The sequence below is a fragment of the Ruegeria faecimaris genome (assembly GCF_900182615.1).
GTDB classification, from domain to species: Bacteria; Pseudomonadota; Alphaproteobacteria; order Rhodobacterales; family Rhodobacteraceae; genus Ruegeria; species Ruegeria faecimaris.
The window spans coordinates 587,067-605,977 of sequence record NZ_FXTE01000001.1 but is presented as its reverse complement, the minus strand read 5'-3'; the positions used below and the strand labels follow the sequence as shown (position 1 = coordinate 605,977).

Sequence of the window (18,911 nt, the reverse complement as noted above, 5' to 3'; positions counted from 1 at the left end):
GGTCAAAGCCCGACCATCGCCCGAATATCTTCGGGCGTCGCCCCTTCGTCGCGAAACTTGGCAATGGCACGCGCATCGTCGCGTTTAGCCAGCCGTTTGCCGGCCTGATCGCGTATCAGGCGATGATGCAGGTAGATGGGTGTCGGCAAATTCAACAACGCCTGCAGCAGAACGTGGATACGTGTGGCTTCGAACAGATCCTGACCGCGAACCACATGCGTAACTTTTTGTGCAGCGTCATCCAGAACGACCGACAAGTGATACGACGTGCCCATATCCCGGCGCGACAGAACGACATCCCCAACCGTTTCCAACATCTCTGCCTGTGTGAACCGGACACCGCCGGATTCAGCGCCTGGACCTTCTCCAATCTCTTGAAACCATGCAGTGTTTTTATCGATCTGAAACAGGCTGGATGTTTGTTGCAAAGCTTCGGCCATATCCAATCGCAACGGAATACTAAGCGGGCGTGGTTTACCCGATGAACCCTGTTGTTTCCAACGTGTGCGACACGTCCCCGGATAGATAATCCCGTCCGGACCAAGAAGTGGGGCTCCTTCCTGGGGAGCGCTGGCCGCGTTGGCGATGTCTTTTCGGTTGCAGCTGCACGGGTACAGCAGCCCCCGCGACCACAGATCGTCTAGCGCGGCATCATAGATTGCGGTTCGCGTGGATTGGCACAGCACCGGTTCAGGCCAAAACAGGCCAAGCCAATGCAAATCATCGTAAATCTGAGTTTCCCATTCCGGGCGCGAGCGAGATCGGTCGATATCCTCGATCCTCAGCAAAAACTGGCCATTCTTCGACTTTGCAAAATCATGCGCCAAAATCGCCGAATACGCGTGGCCCAGATGCAGTGGTCCTGTGGGCGAAGGGGCAAATCTGGTTACTAAAGTCACACTTTTTCAACAATATAAACGTCAGACTTCATGTCCATTCCCGGAAGGTGCGGGCCATATTCCCGGAACAGCAATCGTGCTGCACCCATATCCAGCCACTCACTTAGGCGAACGGTATAGCAGTGATCTTCAAGCGTATGATCATTATAAGAAAAAGCTAAAAGACCGTGTGATGGCAATGCGTTTATCAGCATATCCAGTGTCTCTGGCGGTGCGGCGCCGACGCCGATGACTCCGATCGCTGTGATTACTTTATATGCGCCAGCTTGCAGAGGGTTGGGATCTGTGATGTCGAAACTGGTTAGGTTGCGATAAACCCCCTTTGTCAGAGCGCCCTCTAACATCTGCGGGGTGGGGTCTATTCCGTCGATGACCTCAAATCCTACCGCGTTCAGTGCGACACCCGACAGACCGGTACCGCAGCCATAGTCCAGAATTGGGGTTTTCGTTTCAGGTAATTGCGACCAGAGAGCCCGGGCGATACGTCCCGGGGTCGCATAACCGTTTGACCCAACCTCATCATCATAAGACGAGGCCCATTTTTGATAATGTGCTTTGGTCGCCTGAGGCGAATCCAGCCCATAGACATCCTTTAGGAATTTATCGCTCATACCGATATGTTAGGACGTCGGGGCCGGACCCGTCCAGTCACCAATGCGCCAACCACTTGGTCCATTCTTCCTTGGCCCGGTCAGTATAGGCCTTGTAGCGGTCTTTTCGGCCACGCCGACCGCCTTTTAACCCATCGACAGGACGGAACAGACCGAAATTCACGTTCATAGGCTGGAATGTCTTTGCCTCGGCACCGCCAGTGATGTGGTGGATCAAAGCGCCCATGGCACTGTCCTGCGGAACTTCGGGAACGGTACGGCCCAACATCTCGGCAGCAGCCAGACGTCCGGCCAAAAGACCCATCGCGGCGCTTTCCACATAACCTTCGACACCGGTAATCTGACCAGCGAACCTGATATTCGGCTTTGATTTCAGTCGCATCTGGGAATCCAGCAATGTCGGAGAGTTGATGAACGTATTGCGATGAATACCGCCCAGCCGCGCAAAACTGGCATTCTCCAACCCCGGAATCATGCGGAACACATCGGTTTGGGCTCCGTATTTCATCTTGGTCTGAAAGCCGACAATGTTGAACAATGTTCCTAGCGCGTTATCCCGGCGCAGTTGAACCACCGCGTGAGGCTTTACCTCGGGCTGATGCGGGTTCGTCAGGCCGACCGGCTTCATCGGTCCGTGGCGCAACGTTTCACGACCGCGCTCGGACATAACCTCTATCGGAAGACAGCCATCGAAATAGCCTGCGGTCTCTCCTTCATGGAACTCGGTCTTGTCGGCGGCCAGCAGGGCGTCGATGAAGGCGTCGTACTGTTCTCGGTCCATCGGACAATTCAGGTAAGCGGTGCGTTCTTCTTCGGTCTCACCCTTGTCATACCGAGATTGCATCCAAGCTTTGCTCATGTCGATGCTGTCTGCATATACGATTGGTGCAATGGCATCAAAGAACGCCAACGACTCGGCGCCGGTTTCCGCGCGGATTGCTTCTCCCAATCCAGCAGACGTCAGAGGGCCGGTGGCAAATATCCATTGGCCGTCAGAGGGCAGGGCGGTCACTTCTTCGCCAGTGATTTCGACAAGGGGGTGAGCCTTTAACTTGGCCGTCACAGATTCCGCAAACGGATCGCGATCCACAGCCAATGCGCCCCCGGCCGGCAGTCGGTGCGCATCTGCCGTTTTCAAGATCAACCCTTCGGCCTCGCGCATTTCCCAATGCAGCAGTCCAACGGCGTTCTGTTCGTCATCATCCGACCGGAATGAGTTCGAGCAGACCATCTCGGCCAAGTTGCCGGTCTGATGCGCAAAAGTTCCGACTTTTGGGCGCATTTCGTGAATCACGACCTCGACGCCCATTTCCGCCGCCTGCCAGGCAGCCTCGGACCCGGCCATGCCGCCGCCCACGATATGCAATTTCTGTGTCATAAGCTGCCACATAGGGCACAGAAGATCGCAACGCAACACAGCAGCGATGGCGCACGGGAAATCATGTTTTCAAGGGATTTTTGGGGTCGCCGATGCGGGAATGTCTGCGCCAGTGAGAGAAACCAGCTCGGAGGGACCTTCCGCCCACGGCGACCCAAAAAGTGTTCAAGGCCTTAGCCTCGTCTCAGCATTGCCACAGTAACGCCCATTTGAAAAGTCCAAAAATGGCGACATTGCGGAAAAATATGCATGACAAATTCCTTATTGGCTCCAATTTGGATCTCTTTTTCCGATAAATGCAGATATTCCTTCTTCGGTATCCCGATGCATCATATTCTGAGCCATTACCTCGCCGGTATAGGAATAGGCCTGATCCAATGGCATATCCAACTGGCGGTAGAAGGCCTGTTTTCCGACTTTCACGGCAGATCCCAGTTTGGAGGCAAGCTGCTCCGCCAGTGAAACAGCCTCATGCTCCAACAGCATTTCTGGCACCACGCGATTGACAAGACCCAGCTCAGCAGCTCGTGACGCCGGAATGAAATCTCCGGTCGTCAACATCTCGAAGGCGTGTTTGCGTGGAATGTTTCGGCTAAGAGCAACCATTGGAGTCGAACAGAACAGCCCGATATTCACACCGTTTACGCCAAACCGCGTCCCTTCGGCAGCTACAGCAAGATCGCAGGTTGCAACCAACTGGCATCCGGCCGCCGTAGCAATGCCGTGCACCTGGGCAATAACCGGCTGCGGAAGCGACTGAATCGAAAGCATCATTTTCGCACAGCGATTGAAAAGGTCCTGGAAATAGGCTTTGCCGCCGTCTTCAGATTGGCGCCCAGCTGTCATTTGTTTCAGATCATGACCCGCACAAAAAGCTTTGCCTTTACCAGAAAGGATCACCGCCCGGATGGAACTGTCTTCGCGCAGAGTATCAAGTTCAGTCTGCAGCGCAGCCAGCATTTCGTCACTTAGGGCGTTGAGTCGGTCTGGCGCATTCATTGTAAGCCTAGCTACGGCGTCTGCGTCATTTCGTTCCAGAATTCCCATCTTGCCCTCCGATCTGATGTGAGGCCAACTCTAGGTCGGCAAATCCAGGAGGGGAAGTATGTCATTGGCAATGAATCGGGAGGAACTGGAGGATTATATGAGCCAAATCTTCCCCCAGGTCAGTCAGGATTATTCGGTCCAGGATCTGACCGAAGAGTCCATCGTCATGAGACTTGCCGTTGGCGATCGTCATTTGCGCCCCGGTGGGACCGTCTCGGGGCCGTCTATGTTTGGATTAGCTGATGTAAGCGTTTACGCACTGATCCTGGCGCGCAGGGGCCAGCAGTCTCTGGCCGTGACAACCGGTTGTTCAATGGACTTCATGCGTAAACCGGATGGAAATGCAGATTTGATTGCGCGCTGCACCTTGCTGAAGCTAGGAAAAACCCTTGCCGTAGGTGACGTTCTAATATTTTCGGAAGGGTCAGACAAACCCGTCGCTCGCGCAACGATGACCTATTCTTTACCACCAGAGGGGTCAGCTGCGGCAGCTTTTGGGTGAAAAAATGGCCGGGATAAACCCGGCCAAGGAAGAGGTCCCATATAGGGACTGGGGATTACCTAGCCCTGCCAAAAAGGGCGTTCGATCTCTCGTCTGGCCTGATAATTAGTCAGGCCCACATCCTTCAGCAGCCTGTCATCGAGATTGGACAAGTTAATTCGGCTGCGGCGTTGCCGCTCCCATTTTGTGACCGTCGCCGCAAACCGCACGGCCAGTGCGGCAATCAGCGGCAGCCGGGGGCTGTCGTTAAGCGCTATCAGGGCGGGGTTGTGCATTGCGCGTGTCATCTTGGGGTTCCTTTCAAATTGTATTGACACAAACGTAATATGTTCGGTATGAACAATTGATACATTCAGAATTGCGCTGCAATCAAAGGAAGAATTGTAATGGATACAATTTGGCCAGAGTCACTGCCTAAATCCAAAGGGCCAAAATATACACTGGTCGCCGATACAATTCGAAAAGCTATAGATAACAATCTTTTGGAAGTCGGTACAAAGCTGCCGCCGGTGCGGGAACTTGCCTATAGGTTACAAATCACACCGGGCACCGTTGCGCGCGCCTATACGATACTCACAGACGAAGGTCTGCTCAGCGCCGAAGTAGGACGTGGTACATTTGTGGCCCCGCCCAAGGCGCCTCTGCTCGATGATGTCTGGGCTCGGCAACTTCATCTCAGAGATGACAAATATGAAGCCAATGTCAGCCTGTTCAGCCCGAGGCTTGCCGATATGGGGCAGGTGGCCCTGATCCGCGAATGTATGCAGAAAGTGGCACAATCCGATCCACGCCTGTTTATGAACTATCCAACCCGCGATGCGTATAAACCTATGCGACAGGCTGTTGTAGATTGGCTTTCCGATTTGCCATTGGGACCAATTTCGCAGGACGATATCGTTCTGACCCACGGCGGACAAAACGGCCTTTGCCTTGTATTTCAGACAATATTACGCGGACCAAAGCCGATCGTTCTGGTTGAGGATCTGTCATACGCGGGGTTCCGACGCGCCGGTGAGTTGATGCGTGCAGAGGTCGTTGGCGTAAAGATGGACAAATGGGGCGTGGATCCCAACGCTATGGAGCATGTCCTTCGCCAGTCGGCGGCGCAGGCCATATGTGTCTCACCCGAGGTTCAAAATCCGACCGGCTCACATACGCCACTGGAACGCCGCAAAGAAGTTGTGGAAATCGCGCGGCGGTTTGGCGTCCAGATAATCGAGGACGACTGCTACCGCATGGGTGATGCAAGAGCGCCCAGCTATCGCGCCCTGGCGCCGGAAAGGGGATGGCATGTGTCGTCGATCTCGAAGATTTTGACGCCCGCACTACGTGTCGGGTTTGCCATAGCGCCGCGCGAGCGCAGCGTTGATCTGCGCCGTTCAGCGGAATATGGCTATTTTGGCCTTGCTCAGCCGCTTGCCGAACTGGCGCGGCTGATGTTGTCTGATCCGCGGACGCGCCAAATCGCAAAAGATGTCCGGACCCGGATGGGGGAATATGTGCGCGTGGCCGTAAACGCCCTGGGTGGGTTCGACCTGAACTGGGCCTCAGATGTACCTTTTGTCTGGCTGAACTTGCCTTCTGGTTGGCGAGCGTCTGCGTTCAGCCGCGCAGCCGAGCGAGAGGGAATTCAACTGCGGTCTGCCGATGAGTTTGCTTTGCGTGACGGGCGCGCGCCCAATGCGGTGCGCATTGCCATGAACGGGCATGTATCGTTGGATCAATTCGAGGACGCAATGCAGCGTCTCAGGCGTCTGCTGGATAATCCACCCGAACAGATTTCGGTGTAAGGGGACGCTTAATGGATATTCGGGAAATGCGGGGCAGGGGATTTGTCGTCACACCGATGCTCAAAAGTGACTTCGAAGACCTGCACCTTGCAGCCAGCGATCCGTTGATTTGGGCCGGGCATCCCGCCAAATCCCGCCATCAGAAAGAAGTTTTCGCCCCTTATTTCGATTTTCTGTTGAGCGCAGGTGGGTCAGTGACAGTACGCGAAGAGGCGACAGGCCGGGTCATAGGGTGCTCTCGCTATTATGAGCCTCCCGAAGTTCCCGGGGGCATCGGCATCGGATACAGCTTTATCACCCGTGATCACTGGGGCGGAGCCAGCAATCGGACGATCAAATCGCTGATGGTAAATCAGGTGTTCGGCGAACTGGATGAGGTCTGGTTTCATATCGACCCAACCAACTTGCGATCACAAAAAGGGACCGCGAAACTTGGGGCGCGGTACGTTGATACCCGGCAACTTGTTCTTGGTACCGGGGCTGGGCAGTGGATGCGTTGGGTATTGACGGAAAAAGATTGGCAAAAACATGGGGTAAAATAATACCTATTTTGTAATACATTGTTTTTGCTAAGTTAAAACTGATTTGCGTGTATTGACCCGCCTTTCGCGTGGGTTTAAACCCCATCCATCGAATTCGGACCGCTCCGTATGGGGGCGGTCTTTCACATCAAACAGGACTATCCTGCCATGAAAACCTTTTCTGCAACACCTGCAGACATCGACAAGAAATGGATCCTGATCGACGCCGAGGGCGTTGTTCTGGGCCGTCTTGCTTCGATCGTCGCCATGCGTCTGCGTGGCAAGCACAAAGCGTCGTTCACCCCGAACATGGACATGGGCGACAATGTCATCGTGATCAACGCTGACAAAATCCAGATGACCGGCAAGAAGCGCGAAGAGAACTTCTACTGGCACACTGGCCACCCGGGCGGCATCAAGTCGCGCACCAAGCAGCAGATCCTCGAGGGCAAATACCCCGAGCGCGTCGTGACCCAGGCGGTCAAGCGCATGCTGCCGGGCAACCGCCTATCGCGTCAGGTTATGACCAACCTGCGTGTTTATGCCGGTGCCGAGCATCCCCATGAGGCGCAAGCGCCCGAAGTTCTGGATGTTGCATCCATGAACAAGAAAAACACCCGGAGCTAATGACCATGGCTGATCAGATCAATACTCTCGAAGAGCTGAACGCCGTAGCAGGCGTTGAAGTTGTGGCCGAAGAAGTCATCGTGCGTGAACCCGTACGCGACGAACTGGGTCGTGCCTATGCCACCGGCAAGCGTAAAGACGCTGTTGCCCGCGTTTGGATCAAGCCGGGTTCCGGTAAGGTCACCGTGAACGGCAAAGACCAGGACGTGTACTTTGCACGCCCCGTTCTGCAGCTGATCCTGCGCCAGCCGTTTCAGGTTGCCGGCGTAGAAGGTGAGTTCGACGTTGTTGCAACCGTCAAAGGCGGTGGCCTGACCGGTCAGGCCGGTGCGGTCAAGCACGGCGTCTCGAAAGCGCTGCAACTGTACGATCCGTCGCTGCGTGGCGCACTGAAAGCCGCTGGTTTCCTGACCCGCGACAGCCGCGTTGTGGAACGTAAGAAATACGGTAAGCGCAAAGCGCGTCGTTCGTTCCAGTTCTCCAAGCGTTAATCGCTGGCACGAACCTTCAAGACTGTTTCAAACGGCCGCACAATGTTGCGGCCGTTTTTCTTTTGTTGATTGGGATTTGGTTTGCCGAATCTGTTGTCGAACTCAGCCAGCTGCTTTGGTTTTGATCAGCGGTGCCAGAATCTGGAACATAAAATCAGACAGAACCCTGTTGCCGTCGGCATTCAGATGACCATCGTATCTGAAATACAGATCTTTACCTGTGGAGCTGTATTCTTCGGTGAGGTAGGGCAGCGCTTCGTGCCACTGAAATCCTTGCTCGGCCACCACACCCTCCATTAGGCGGTCGGGTAGGCCGGGATCGACCTCGGGATCGGAAGATGTTTTCGCGGCCTGAAGAACCTGAAACAACTGTGGGACGGACACGACCACAAGCTCGGACCCCTGCGACTGCGTGAAGGTTGCCATGCGGGTAAACACCTGCTTTGTCGTCTCGACTTTGGCCTGAAACAGCTCGCTCATCGGGGTGGTGAAAAACGCCCTTCGCGGCGTCATCAGGTACAGTTTGGTATAGCTCTGATCGTTGGCCATCAGCATTCGCTTTAACATCGTGACCGAGTGCAGCGAGGATTTCTTGATATTCCCGGACCCCACAACCGAGCTGACATCGCTGTAAGCGACATCAACGCCATCAACGGTCCGAATAGGCTCATTTGCAAACATATCGTTGGGAAGAAAGGTCACCAGCACAATATCGGGGTTATATTTTTCGCTTAACCGCTCAAGATACAGCGCCTGTTGAGATGTGTTATATCCCGGCACGCCTGCGTTGATCAGCTGCACAGACATGCCTTCATCCAGGAATTTCTGGGCCAAAAGTTCAGGCCAGATATCGCCCAGCTCGTTTGAAGCGCCGAAGGTAAATGAATCCCCCAGCAGCAGGATCTTGATGGTGCTTCCATCGTCTGCGGCATTGGCTGGAAAACGCGTTTCACGAAACCCGTTTTCGTCGACTTTATACTCGACCGTGAACTCTGGTGCATTGATGGCGACGACAGTGTTTGGCCTGTTCGTATGCCCGACGACCGGGTCCTTCAATCCAAGTGGACCACCCTCTGGATATGTTGTCAGAACGCCTTGTGGTGACAGCCAACGGATGCCCAGCTCCACACCAGCAAGAAGCGTTGCAGAGATCATCACGATGATCAGAAAGTTCAGAATTTTTGACCGCATTTTTATCTAACTACCTAGAATACCATTTACTGAATTGGTCCCGTTTTCGTGGTAATGACGAGGACGCACAAAACACATTTCTGAATGTTGAGATTAACAGCCCGCACACGTCAAGCGTGAGACGAAAAGAAAGTCACTCCAGCACGGATTTGTCAGTCCGTTTCACGTCCTAAAGCCTGTTGAGCCAAAGTAAGGAATTTCTGCCGAGTCTGGTCGATCTTTCGTTTATTCAGGCTTGGGAACCACCTGCGAACTGGGATCGCCTGCTTATTTCCGAAACTGTCTATCCAGACCCATCGTCCTGAGCCGTCGGCCAGCGTCTGATAGACGATGTTGCCGGGGTTCTGGTTACTGACCAAAACGTTCTCTTTGACCAAAATATCAAAATGCGCGTTCAACGAATCCAAGTGATGCGGCTTAAGGCGATGGCTTTGGACCAAGCCAATAAGGCTGGGCGATAGCTGTCCGTCAGGCTCGGAAATCCGCTCGTACATAAGCGCCAGACCCAGGTCCGTCTGAACCACACCTCGCACCTCACATACGGGGATAGGAGCAGCGGATTTCTGGTGACGCACCATAAGATCAAACGACTCGTGAAACTCGCGCAGAAATCCTTTGAACGCCGTCGAGCGTCGAAACATCCGATCAAACCAGGTATCCGTCACAAGATGAGCTTCGTCATCTATCGTCTGAGGTTGCGGGATCTTCAGCAGAGTGTCCGGCAGATCAGGGTGTTGGTAGACAAATTGCCGATTACCCTGCGCGATGATCTTACGATCTTTCAACGACAACAGATTTTCGATTCGAGTTTTTTCCATTTGGCTTAACTATAGCGGTTTTGCATTGGAACCAATTATCCGCAGGTGGATAGCTCAAAACAAAATGAAAAAGCCGTCCGTATTGGAACGGACGGCTCGTGGTTTCTAACGCCTGAATGCTGATCAAACTCTGTTTTTCAGTCGTTACTCTTCGTGGACCAGCTTCCAAGCACCGTTTTCAACAACGCTCACAAACACCGTATCGGCACCTTGGTGGTCGTCCGGCGAAAACGAGATGTGGTTTCCAACCAGTTCGTCGTTGTAGTCGAGTGTCTCCATCGCAGCGATAAAGCTGTCATGAGTAAGATCGGGGCCGGCGGTTTCCAGCGCCTTAACCATCATTTCAGCCGCGGAATAGCCCAACATCGCAAATCCAACAGGGTCTTCGCCTGTTGCAGCCTTATACTCTTCGATGAAGGCTGCAGGGGCCGGTTGATCCGCGCGGGCCCACAAATCCAGCCATGAGGCGGCGGCATAAAAACCATCCGTCACGCCACCCGGCACCTGGGCAACGACGGTCAGGAAGCTGGCTGATGTTCCCAAGAATTTCATATCCGTTAGACCCATCTTTTTGGCGGTGCCAACCACAGTGATCGCCTGCCGAACCCCAAGGGCCATGGTGACGATGTCGCAGCCTTCATCTCTGAGCTTGCTCAGAGAGCCCACGAAATCGGTCTCATCGGGCTTGTGGGTGGTTTCTGTGCCAAAACCGATCCCAGCCTCTTCGGCACCCGCCTTGCTGCCTTCCAGAATCTCCTCGCCGAAATCGGTGGGCAGATACATGGTGCAGACTGTTTGCGATCCGAATTCGCTGGCCAGATAGTTCACGCCGACACGCGCCTGATCGAAATAGGTGGAAAAGGACGTGAATTTGTTGCGCACTGGTTCTTGCAGCATTTTCTGCGACGACGTCAAAGGCGCGACATTCGGAATGCCCTTGGGATCCAGCAGTTTGAATCCGGCCAGGTTCATCGGCGTACCCAGAGATTGCAACATCGCAAACACCTTGTCGCGGTTCAGCAACTTGTTGTAGCCCTGCATCGCGCGCGGCATCTGATAGCCATTATCCTCAACCACAAAACGGATGGTCCGACCGTGAACACCACCTGCAGCGTTCACGCGGTCGAACACCACATTGGCGCCTTTGGTGGCTGGGACACCAACAGCGGCGAAGATACCGCTCAGATCATTGACCGAGCCGATTACGATCTCATCATCCGTAACACCCTGTGTCTGAGCGCTGGAGAGTGTCGCGACAGCCGTCAAAACTGTGGCAGCGGACAGCCGTTTAATCAGATTCCTCATTATAATCCTCCCTTTGGATAACGTTTTGTCTAATTGTACATGTCTTCAATAAGATGTTCGTGTTTCTTTTCCACAAAGCTGCGCTTGAGCTTCATTGTGGCCGTCAGTTCGTCATCATCTGCCGTCAGCAGAACATCTATCAGGCGGAAATCCTTGATCTGCTCAACCCGTGCGAAATCCTTGTTTGCGGCACCAACTTCGTCTTTGATCTGGTCCCGAACCTCGGCGGAGGCACAAAGAGAGGCGAAATTCGAGAAGGGAACCTTTCGATCCTGCGCAAATTTCTCCACGTTTTCCTGATCAATCATGATTAGTGCAGTCAGGAACTTGCGCTTATCGCCAATTACAACTGCGTCCGAGATAAAGGGGCTGAACTTGAGACGGCTTTCAATCTCGGCCGGGGCTATATTTTTGCCGCCCGCCGTGATGATAAGATCTTTGAGGCGACCCGTAATGGTCACGAAACCGTCTTGGTCGATCTCGCCCATATCACCAGTACGCAACCAACCATCGGCAGTGAAAGTCTCGGCTGTTTTGGCGTTGTTTCGCCAGTAACCCTGAAAGATGTTCAACCCTTTAAGCTGAATCTCTCCGCCTTCGGAAATACGGACGTCATTGACCGGCACAGCCTTTCCAATGGTTCCGATCCTGTTGTTTCCAAGTGTATTCAATGTTGCCAGGCCCGATGTTTCGGTCATACCAAAACCCTCGACCAGAGGTACACCAATGGCCCAGTACCATTTCAGCAAATCCGCCGAAATCGGGGCGGCGCCGCTTCCACCGCGCCGCATATTGTCCAACCCCAGCATCCGGCGCAGGTTACGCAGAACCAAACGGTCCCAAAGCCAGTACTGCGCGGCAACACTGGGCGGGACCGGCTTGCCCGCCAGGATATATTCGGCACGTGCCAGACCCGCCTTTACCGCCATTCCAAAGGCCGCGCGCCCGGTCGAGGTTGCATCCTGGGCCATGATCTGAACCTGAGAATAGATCTTTTCCCAGACACGCGGGACCGCCGTAAACGTCGAAGGAGAAACCTCTTGCAGATTTGCGAAAACAGTCTCGGGGCTTTCGGCAAAGTTGACGACAGATTTCGTTGCCAGCGGGAAATATATGGAAACATCACGCTCGAGGATGTGGCAGAGCGGCAAAAAGCACAGCTGTTCATCTGTTTCCAATGCGGGCAAGGAATGGGCGCCGGCTTCGATTGCGGCCAGGATGTTCTCGTGGCTCAGCATTGCGCCTTTTGGCATGCCGGTCGTGCCCGATGTATAAACCAAAAGAGCGGTATCCTGCGGGGATGCAAGCGCGATTTCCGCGTCAAAGCGGTTCGGCTCTTCACGCTCGGTATGCTGACCTAGCTCATAAAGATCGCCGATCAACATGCAGCGGTCATGGTCCAGGTCATGCAGACCTTCATCCTCAAGGATGATAACCTTCAAAAGATTGGGAAGATCACCTTCGACCTCAAGGAACTTGTCCAACTGCTCTTCATTTTCGACCACCAGAAAACGACTGCCACTGTCATTGATCAGATATTTCAGTTGCGCGGCCGAATCCGTCGTATAGATGCCCGAGGCGATCCCCCCGACGCCCTGAATGCCCATATCGAACCACGCCCATTCTTTTCGGTCCTCGGACAGGATCGATACGACCTCACCGCGTTTCAAACCGAGCTTTTGCAGGGCGAGGCCTATCCATTTCGCGTGCTGCCAGTAATCCGCCCAGGAATAGGATTTCCAGATACCGAAATCCTTTTCACGATGCGCCGTACGCGCGCCCAAATCGGCACAACGCTTTTGAAACAGCTGACCGATGGTTGTGCATTCGTCCACATAGACCGGTCGCTGACCGGGATTAGCGTTGTACTGAACACCGTTGATCATGATCTGAGAGGGCAGGGTGCTTATATTCATGCGCTCACCTCCACGTCTTCTTGCGTTTCCAGCGGCGGTTTTCACGCGCACCTTCTTCCTGCACACCCAGATAGAAATTCTGGATGTCTTCTGACTGCATCAGCTCATCCGCGGGGCCATCCATGACGATGCGCCCGACCTCCATGACATAGCCGTGATGCGCCAGTTCCAGCGCAGCATTGGCGTTCTGTTCAACCAGCATCATCGTCATGTTCTGTTCATCATTCAGGCGCTTCAGGATTCCGAAAATCTCTTGCACAAGCAAAGGAGACAGGCCCAGCGAGGGCTCGTCCAGCAGCATGATCTTTGGATTTGCCATCAAGCCACGCCCGATGGCCAGCATCTGTTGTTGGCCGCCAGAAAGGGTGCCTGCCTCTTGCGTGCGCCGCTCTTTCAGGATCGGGAAGTATGAAAAAACCAGTTCGCGGTCATGGTCAATCTGGCCTCGGTCCGAGGATGTATAGGCGCCGAGGCTCAGGTTTTCGTCCACGGTCAGCAGAGGAAATACTTCGCGCCCTTCGGGTACGTGGACGACGCCTTTCTGCACAACTTTATGTGGCTCGGCCCCTTGAATTTCGACCCCGTCAAAGCTGATCTTGCCCTTTTCCGGGTCCATTACGCCGGACACGGTTTTCATCAATGTGGTCTTGCCGGCCCCATTAGCCCCAAGGATCGACACGATTTTACCCGGATGCACATCCAGCGACACGCCCCGGATTGCCATGATTGGCCCGTAAAAACTTTCGACATTGCGAATGGTCAGGATCGGATCGCTCATGAAACTTTCCCCAGATAGGCCTCAACCACTGCCGGGTGTGACTGTACCTGCGCAGGGGTTCCCAGTGCGAGCATTGCCCCATCCGCCATTGCAAGGACCCGATCCGAGACGCCCGAAACCAAAGCCATGTCATGTTCGACCATCAGCACCGTAATCCCCATCTGCCGCCGGATATCGTCTATCCACCAGCGCATATCGGTCGTTTCCTCGACCGACAGCCCCGAGGCCGGTTCATCCAGCAGTAACAACTTGGGCTCGGTGGCCAGGGCGCGGGCAACTTCAACCACTTTGCGCACACCGTAAGGCAGACCGGATATCATCTTGTCGCGATAGGCCTGCAGATCAAGAAAATCTATGATCTCTTCTACCTTTTCACGGTTTTCGATCTCTTGCCGCCGGGCCGACGGCAGGAACAGCACCTCGGATAAAAGTTTTGTCTTGCGGTGCCGATGACGCCCGACCAGCAGGTTCTGCAGAACAGTGGCGTGTTCGAACAGTTCGATATTCTGAAACGTCCGCGCAACACCAAAAGCTGCAACGCCGGACGGTTTCACCTGCAGCAAGTTATGCCCGTCATACCGGATTGAACCCTCTATTGGTTCATAAAAGCGCGAGATCAGATTGAAAACGGTCGATTTACCCGCGCCGTTGGGGCCGACTATGGCAAAAACCTCGCCGTCTTCGACCGAAAAGGACAGGTCGTTCACAGCCGTCACGCCACCAAATTTCAAGGTGACATTCTTAAATTCAAGCAGGCTCATCTCAGACGCTCCGTCTTGAGATAGGATTTCTGACGTTTGAACATGTCCTTGCGATAGAAGGGAAACAGTTCGAACCATGTCCGGATCTTCAGCCAACGTCCATACATCCCCATGGGTTCAAACAGGATAAAGGCGATCAGGATCATGCCGAAGATACCAAATTCCAATCCCGGAATTGCGACGGTGCTGCCCCCGAAAACTGCGCCGACATACTCTTTTGCGATCGACAAAAATTGCGGCAGAAACCCTATGACGACAGCGCCCAGGAATGCCCCGTGGATTGAGCCCAGACCACCGATCACGATCATCATCAGCAACTGAATTGAGATTAGGACACTGAATGTCTCGTTATTGAACGCGCCCGAGAACATCCCCATCAGAGCACCTGCCCAGCCGGTCACGGCGCAGGACAGGGCAAATGAAATCATCTTGGTCTGCGCAATATCAACACCCATCGCCTGGGCCGAGACCTCAGAATCTCGCACGGCGATGAAACTGCGCCCAAGCGGTGCGCGCAGCAGGTTAATATAGCCCAGAGTGACCAGAACCGCGACTGCAAGCACCAGCCAGAAGAATTGGACCGGCGTAGCCCAGCGATCGACCATGAATCCAAATATCTCGACCCCGCCGATATATTTACCGGCGACCCCGCCGGTGATCGGCTCGGCCAGGACAATCACGTCATCCATCAGGATCGACAGGGCCATGGTAAAGATTGCCAGGTAGATACCGTGAAGGCGCAGGGCCGGGATAGCAACGGTCACCCCTGCTATCCCGGTCAGGATACCGGCGATCGGGAAGGCCAGCAGGAATGGCAAGCCTGCCTCAATCAAGATGATATTCGCATAGCACCCAAAGGCCAGAAAAGCCGCATGCCCAAGGCTGACCTGTCCGGTATGGCCGGTCAGTATCATCAACCCAAGACCTGCAATCGCCCAGATCAGAACATTTGTCAGCTCACCCAGATAGAATGCGTCCAACCACCACGGAGCGGCGATCACGACGCCTAGAAGGATCAGGTATAGGCTCAGTTGATACCGGTCTTTCCAAGGCCGGATATCTTGCATGTAACTGGTCTTGAAAATGATCCGCATGGCTTAAACCTTTTTGACCCTAACTTGGCTGAACAGCCCATTGGGGCGAAAGATCAGGACAGCCAACAACAGTGCATAAGGTGCAATCTGACTGTACCCAGCAGCGATATAGCGACTGGCAAACGGTTCGATTACGCCAACGATCAAACCTCCGGCCAATGCTCCAGGTAAACTTCCGAATCCGCCAATGACCGCAGCGGCGAAGGCCTTAATGCCCAGAAGTCCGGTTGCCGGGTCCACGGATCCTTTGGCGGCAAACAAAATGCCTGCGATACCCGCAACCACGCCGGCCAACGCCCAGATGAAACCCTGCACACGTTTTACCGGGATTCCCATATAATAGGCCGCCAGCTGATTTTGTGAGGCACCCTGCATTGCAAGCCCAAGCTTGGTACGACTGAAGAACTGGTACAGCCCCCAGGTCAGCAGAACGGTAACGACAATAACCGCCACGTCCTCCATCCCCAGTACAAGGCCACCAAAACGCGCTTCTTTTCCGGCCAGTGGATTCTGCAGCGTCTGCGGTTCGTGCCCCCAAATCAGACCAGCGACAAATCGGATTACAAAGCCCAGGGCGATGGTCAGAATGACCACAGCCGTCTGGCTTTCCCCGAAAAGTCGCCGAATGATCAACCGGTCCAGCAAGTACCCCAGCACGCCCATGATCCCCAACGAGATCGGCAAGGCCAGCCAAAAAGGCAGCCCCATATATTCGGCATTTGTAAGCCCGATGGTAACAAAGGCGCCCAGCATCATGAGATCACCCTGTGCGAAATTCACTGCCTCGGTCGCCTTGTAAATCAGAACAAATCCGAGCGCGATCAGCCCATAGACACAGCCATTCGCCAGCCCGCTAATCAGCAGCTGCGCATTATCCAAACTCACCTCCCTATACCGGTTGCTCCGGGTTCATTTAGATCCCAGGCCTCCTCCTTAGCCCGGGGTTTGTACTACTATGGCGTGATAATTACCTTTCCGTCACTCTTTTGCAGTGCATCAACCAGCCCGGACATAACATTTTTTAATGTAAGCTTTTCAGAAACATCTGTTTTCCAACGCCCGTCCGCAAAGCGTGCCTGAACCTCGGCAACGACACGTACCACATCTTCGCGAGGCGTCGCTGTCATCCATTGTGTCAGCCAAAACCCTTCGATTTTCTTACCCATAAAGATGAGCTGTCCCGTCTGCGTTAGTTTGGGCAGTTCAGGGCTGAGCTTGCCATAACACACCCAGCGCGCACCATTCGGCATCGCACAGAAAATCTGTTCGGAAATCTGGTCGGCGACGGCATCCAGAAAGACCCGAGGTTTAAGCTCTTTGCTAAGCGCTGAAAATTTCTGCAGCATGTCGGGGTCTGATGTCACCAGCACCTCATGCGCGCCCAGCTCTTTCAATGCAGCAACGGTCTCAGCGCGTCTCACGATCGCAATCGGCTTAAGCCCAAGATCGCGACCGAGGCTGCACATAAGCTTGCCCAACTGACTGGTTGCGGCAGATACGATAAAAGCATCTCCGGCCTGACGCGCCAGATCGACCATCGCCATGGCCGTCATCGGGTTCACAATCTGTGCTGACCCATCGTCATCCGAGATATCCGGGCGCAGTGGAATACACATTTGTGCATCGGTCAGAGCGTACTCGGCCCAGGCACCGGAATGAGTGGCCATGAATGCCACGCGCTGTCCCTGCAAACCCTCGGCACCGGCACCGGTGGCGACGACGTCTCCACATCCCTCAAACCCGGCCGGAGACCCCTTTACCCTAGGCTGCCCGTATTCACCCTTGATAAAATGCAGGTCGGACGGATTAACCGATGATGCCCTCAGGCGGATCAGAACCTGTCCTGCGCCCGGCTCGGGCACAGGCATTTCCGTTTCGGCCAGCCAATCAGACGCATTTTGGATGCTGGGACCAGTGGCTTTGCCCGAATACCCATGATGAGTTTGAACGATCGCAAACATGGAAGTGGGAAGGGGGGTCATGAGCGTACCTTTTCTGAACGATAGGAAACTGTCGGGTCCTGCTTGACTGCATCGAACCAACAATTTCGAAAATAATGGCCATGATCGACATCAACCGTGGCATATGTGTTCAGATCAGCCAAGCAAATGGCCAAAGGCGCGTCAATCGAACTATTCTTTGACGTAGGGAAAGACCGCCTTTTCGGCGGTCTTTCTAATTCTTACTGACCAGTCAACAGGGCCTGAAGTTCCTGAATTTTCAGCGCGATTGTTGCAGGTGAGGCTTTGATATCATCGAGAATACCAACCGCTTTTACCTTCAGTTCTTCTGCCAGTGTGCTTTCCTGAACTGAGGCCACCATCGCGTCATAGTCAAAGTTATCAACACTCATAGCGCCGCTCTCAACCCAGGAATTCAGCAGCTCTTGCCCCTGGTTGGTGAGGGCAGCGACCTCTTCTCCAGCCTGATCGGCCAGCTCAGTCGCTGTTTCACCAGCCTGAGTGGCTAAGTCAGACGCGGCTTCACTGGACTGTTCGACGATTTCAGCCGCCTGTTCCGTAACGGAAGACGCAGCTTCGCTAGCCTGTTCAGTAACCGATTCTACGGCTTCGGACACAGCGTTTCCGGTTTCTTCAGCGGCGGCTTGCGGCTGTTCGACCGGAGCGGCAGGTTGATTCAGATAGTAATAGATTGCGGCGCCAACGCCGGCGACGACGACCCCTAGCAAGATTATACGCGACATGGGATTCTCCTTTGAAATATGTGTCGCCGAGATGGGGGGAAACTAGCGGACTGGAAAGGGGAATTCGTGGAACATCCTCTCAGAACAAGGGATTGAGCCAGTGTACGCCGATCTGGGCCGATCCCATGGCAATAACACGCCAACGTTGAACAACCAGTGGCCGAGATGCCATTCTTGTCAACTAACCCACAGGGTCGCACAAATGCCTGTTCGACAGGAAAGCACAGAGGCTAAGAATTCTCGTAGGAAGGCGCGCAAAGCGAATAAGGCGACAAAGGCCTGCATTTCAGGTGCTTGAGCTAAATTCCGGAAAGCTGGTTGCCAATCATGCGCTGAATGGCTGATGGCGGAGAGACAGGGATTCGAACCCTGGGTGGGCTTGCACCCACAACGGTTTTCGAGACCGCCCCGTTCGACCACTCCGGCACCTCTCCGCGGGGGTCTGTGAGGGGGGGATTTAGTGATGAACACCCGGGGG

20 protein-coding genes and 1 tRNA gene are annotated in these 18,911 nt (G+C 54.3%); 5 read left to right on the top strand and 16 right to left on the bottom strand.

Going from position 1 to position 18,911, the window contains the following annotated elements:
* Positions 1-2: 2 nt before the first annotated feature.
* From gluQRS to FN806_RS03010, 4 genes are all read right to left on the bottom strand, one after another.
* Positions 3-899, bottom strand: a complete 897-nt coding sequence (gene gluQRS / locus FN806_RS03025) for a tRNA glutamyl-Q(34) synthetase GluQRS (protein ID WP_142633880.1) — start codon at positions 897-899, stop codon at positions 3-5.
* Entirely contained in the window at positions 896-1,510 is a 615-nt protein-coding gene (locus tag FN806_RS03020; RefSeq protein ID WP_142633878.1) for a class I SAM-dependent DNA methyltransferase, read from the bottom strand. The genes gluQRS and FN806_RS03020 overlap by 4 nt, the downstream gene beginning before the upstream one ends.
* 37 nt (positions 1,511-1,547) lie before the next feature.
* Positions 1,548-2,888: a methylenetetrahydrofolate--tRNA-(uracil(54)-C(5))-methyltransferase (FADH(2)-oxidizing) TrmFO gene (gene trmFO / locus FN806_RS03015; protein WP_142633876.1), complete on the bottom strand. Its 1,341-nt coding sequence runs from the start codon at positions 2,886-2,888 to the stop codon at positions 1,548-1,550.
* Positions 2,889-3,149: 261 nt separating this feature from the next.
* Entirely contained in the window at positions 3,150-3,935 is a 786-nt protein-coding gene (locus FN806_RS03010; RefSeq protein WP_142633874.1) for an enoyl-CoA hydratase, read from the bottom strand.
* A gap of 58 nt (positions 3,936-3,993) precedes the next feature.
* Here FN806_RS03010 and FN806_RS03005 point away from each other — a divergent pair, with 58 nt between their 5' ends.
* The gene (locus FN806_RS03005) at positions 3,994-4,437 is read left to right on the top strand and encodes a PaaI family thioesterase (RefSeq protein ID WP_142633872.1); all 444 of its coding nucleotides are present in this window, start codon (positions 3,994-3,996) and stop codon (positions 4,435-4,437) included.
* A gap of 59 nt (positions 4,438-4,496) precedes the next feature.
* Here the strand turns inward: FN806_RS03005 and FN806_RS03000 are convergent, their stop codons facing one another.
* Positions 4,497-4,724, bottom strand: coding sequence for a DUF1127 domain-containing protein (locus tag FN806_RS03000; RefSeq protein ID WP_142633870.1), 228 nt, complete (start codon positions 4,722-4,724; stop codon positions 4,497-4,499).
* 99 nt (positions 4,725-4,823) lie between these two features.
* On the opposite strand from FN806_RS03000, the gene FN806_RS02995 reads away from it, so the two are divergent.
* The 4 genes from FN806_RS02995 (at position 4,824) to rpsI (ending at position 7,866) form a co-directional block, all read left to right on the top strand.
* Positions 4,824-6,227, top strand: a complete 1,404-nt coding sequence (locus FN806_RS02995; protein WP_142633868.1) for an aminotransferase-like domain-containing protein — start codon at positions 4,824-4,826, stop codon at positions 6,225-6,227.
* An 11-nt stretch (positions 6,228-6,238) separates the two neighbouring features.
* Positions 6,239-6,769, top strand: a complete 531-nt coding sequence (locus FN806_RS02990) for a GNAT family N-acetyltransferase (protein WP_142633867.1) — start codon at positions 6,239-6,241, stop codon at positions 6,767-6,769.
* Positions 6,770-6,916: 147 nt separating this feature from the next.
* Positions 6,917-7,375: a 50S ribosomal protein L13 gene (gene rplM, locus FN806_RS02985; RefSeq protein WP_113790645.1), complete on the top strand. Its 459-nt coding sequence runs from the start codon at positions 6,917-6,919 to the stop codon at positions 7,373-7,375.
* Positions 7,376-7,380: 5 nt separating this feature from the next.
* Positions 7,381-7,866 carry a 30S ribosomal protein S9 gene (rpsI, locus tag FN806_RS02980; protein ID WP_142633865.1) on the top strand — a complete coding sequence of 162 codons (486 nt, stop codon included), beginning with the start codon at positions 7,381-7,383 and terminating at the stop codon, positions 7,864-7,866.
* A gap of 102 nt (positions 7,867-7,968) precedes the next feature.
* Here the strand turns inward: rpsI and FN806_RS02975 are convergent, their stop codons facing one another.
* The 11 genes from FN806_RS02975 to FN806_RS02925 form a co-directional block, all read right to left on the bottom strand.
* On the bottom strand, positions 7,969-9,057 hold the full coding sequence (locus tag FN806_RS02975; RefSeq protein ID WP_142633863.1) for an SGNH/GDSL hydrolase family protein: 1,089 nt from the start codon (positions 9,055-9,057) through the stop codon (positions 7,969-7,971).
* A 152-nt stretch (positions 9,058-9,209) separates the two neighbouring features.
* Positions 9,210-9,875, bottom strand: coding sequence for a YrbL family protein (locus FN806_RS02970; protein ID WP_142633861.1), 666 nt, complete (start codon positions 9,873-9,875; stop codon positions 9,210-9,212).
* 144 nt (positions 9,876-10,019) lie between these two features.
* Positions 10,020-11,180 (bottom strand): ABC transporter substrate-binding protein, encoded by a 1,161-nt coding sequence (locus FN806_RS02965; RefSeq protein ID WP_142633859.1) that lies wholly within the window; start codon positions 11,178-11,180, stop codon positions 10,020-10,022.
* A gap of 29 nt (positions 11,181-11,209) precedes the next feature.
* The gene (locus tag FN806_RS02960) at positions 11,210-13,096 is read right to left on the bottom strand and encodes an AMP-dependent synthetase/ligase (protein WP_142633857.1); all 1,887 of its coding nucleotides are present in this window, start codon (positions 13,094-13,096) and stop codon (positions 11,210-11,212) included.
* 4 nt (positions 13,097-13,100) lie between these two features.
* Positions 13,101-13,874, bottom strand: coding sequence for an ABC transporter ATP-binding protein (locus tag FN806_RS02955; protein WP_142633855.1), 774 nt, complete (start codon positions 13,872-13,874; stop codon positions 13,101-13,103).
* Complete coding sequence (locus FN806_RS02950; protein ID WP_142633853.1) at positions 13,871-14,635, bottom strand: ABC transporter ATP-binding protein; 765 nt, start codon at positions 14,633-14,635, stop codon at positions 13,871-13,873. The genes FN806_RS02955 and FN806_RS02950 overlap by 4 nt, the downstream gene beginning before the upstream one ends.
* On the bottom strand, positions 14,632-15,729 hold the full coding sequence (locus FN806_RS02945) for a branched-chain amino acid ABC transporter permease (protein ID WP_142633851.1): 1,098 nt from the start codon (positions 15,727-15,729) through the stop codon (positions 14,632-14,634). Before FN806_RS02945 ends, FN806_RS02950 begins: the two co-directional genes overlap by 4 nt.
* Before the next feature lie 3 nt (positions 15,730-15,732).
* Entirely contained in the window at positions 15,733-16,608 is an 876-nt protein-coding gene (locus tag FN806_RS02940; RefSeq protein WP_142633849.1) for a branched-chain amino acid ABC transporter permease, read from the bottom strand.
* 74 nt (positions 16,609-16,682) lie between these two features.
* Entirely contained in the window at positions 16,683-17,711 is a 1,029-nt protein-coding gene (locus FN806_RS02935) for a zinc-binding dehydrogenase (protein WP_142633846.1), read from the bottom strand.
* 200 nt (positions 17,712-17,911) lie between these two features.
* Positions 17,912-18,433 (bottom strand): hypothetical protein, encoded by a 522-nt coding sequence (locus FN806_RS02930; protein WP_142633844.1) that lies wholly within the window; start codon positions 18,431-18,433, stop codon positions 17,912-17,914.
* Positions 18,434-18,777: 344 nt separating this feature from the next.
* A tRNA-Ser gene (locus FN806_RS02925) sits at positions 18,778-18,867 on the bottom strand.
* Positions 18,868-18,911: the final 44 nt, after the last annotated feature.

Coding starts and splice junctions, on each gene's coding strand:
- FN806_RS03020 (WP_142633878.1), bottom strand. CDS start 1,510: ATGAGCGATAAATTCCTAAAGGATGTCTATGGGCTGGATTCGCCTCAG.
- trmFO (WP_142633876.1), bottom strand. CDS start 2,888: ATGACACAGAAATTGCATATCGTGGGCGGCGGCATGGCCGGGTCCGAG.
- FN806_RS03010 (WP_142633874.1), bottom strand. CDS start 3,935: ATGGGAATTCTGGAACGAAATGACGCAGACGCCGTAGCTAGGCTTACA.
- FN806_RS03005 (WP_142633872.1), top strand. CDS start 3,994: ATGTCATTGGCAATGAATCGGGAGGAACTGGAGGATTATATGAGCCAA.
- FN806_RS03000 (WP_142633870.1), bottom strand. CDS start 4,724: ATGACACGCGCAATGCACAACCCCGCCCTGATAGCGCTTAACGACAGC.
- FN806_RS02995 (WP_142633868.1), top strand. CDS start 4,824: ATGGATACAATTTGGCCAGAGTCACTGCCTAAATCCAAAGGGCCAAAA.
- FN806_RS02990 (WP_142633867.1), top strand. CDS start 6,239: ATGGATATTCGGGAAATGCGGGGCAGGGGATTTGTCGTCACACCGATG.
- rplM (WP_113790645.1), top strand. CDS start 6,917: ATGAAAACCTTTTCTGCAACACCTGCAGACATCGACAAGAAATGGATC.
- rpsI (WP_142633865.1), top strand. CDS start 7,381: ATGGCTGATCAGATCAATACTCTCGAAGAGCTGAACGCCGTAGCAGGC.
- FN806_RS02975 (WP_142633863.1), bottom strand. CDS start 9,057: ATGCGGTCAAAAATTCTGAACTTTCTGATCATCGTGATGATCTCTGCA.
- FN806_RS02970 (WP_142633861.1), bottom strand. CDS start 9,875: ATGGAAAAAACTCGAATCGAAAATCTGTTGTCGTTGAAAGATCGTAAG.
- FN806_RS02965 (WP_142633859.1), bottom strand. CDS start 11,180: ATGAGGAATCTGATTAAACGGCTGTCCGCTGCCACAGTTTTGACGGCT.
- FN806_RS02960 (WP_142633857.1), bottom strand. CDS start 13,096: ATGAATATAAGCACCCTGCCCTCTCAGATCATGATCAACGGTGTTCAG.
- FN806_RS02955 (WP_142633855.1), bottom strand. CDS start 13,874: ATGAGCGATCCGATCCTGACCATTCGCAATGTCGAAAGTTTTTACGGG.
- FN806_RS02950 (WP_142633853.1), bottom strand. CDS start 14,635: ATGAGCCTGCTTGAATTTAAGAATGTCACCTTGAAATTTGGTGGCGTG.
- FN806_RS02945 (WP_142633851.1), bottom strand. CDS start 15,729: ATGCGGATCATTTTCAAGACCAGTTACATGCAAGATATCCGGCCTTGG.
- FN806_RS02935 (WP_142633846.1), bottom strand. CDS start 17,711: ATGACCCCCCTTCCCACTTCCATGTTTGCGATCGTTCAAACTCATCAT.
- FN806_RS02930 (WP_142633844.1), bottom strand. CDS start 18,433: ATGTCGCGTATAATCTTGCTAGGGGTCGTCGTCGCCGGCGTTGGCGCC.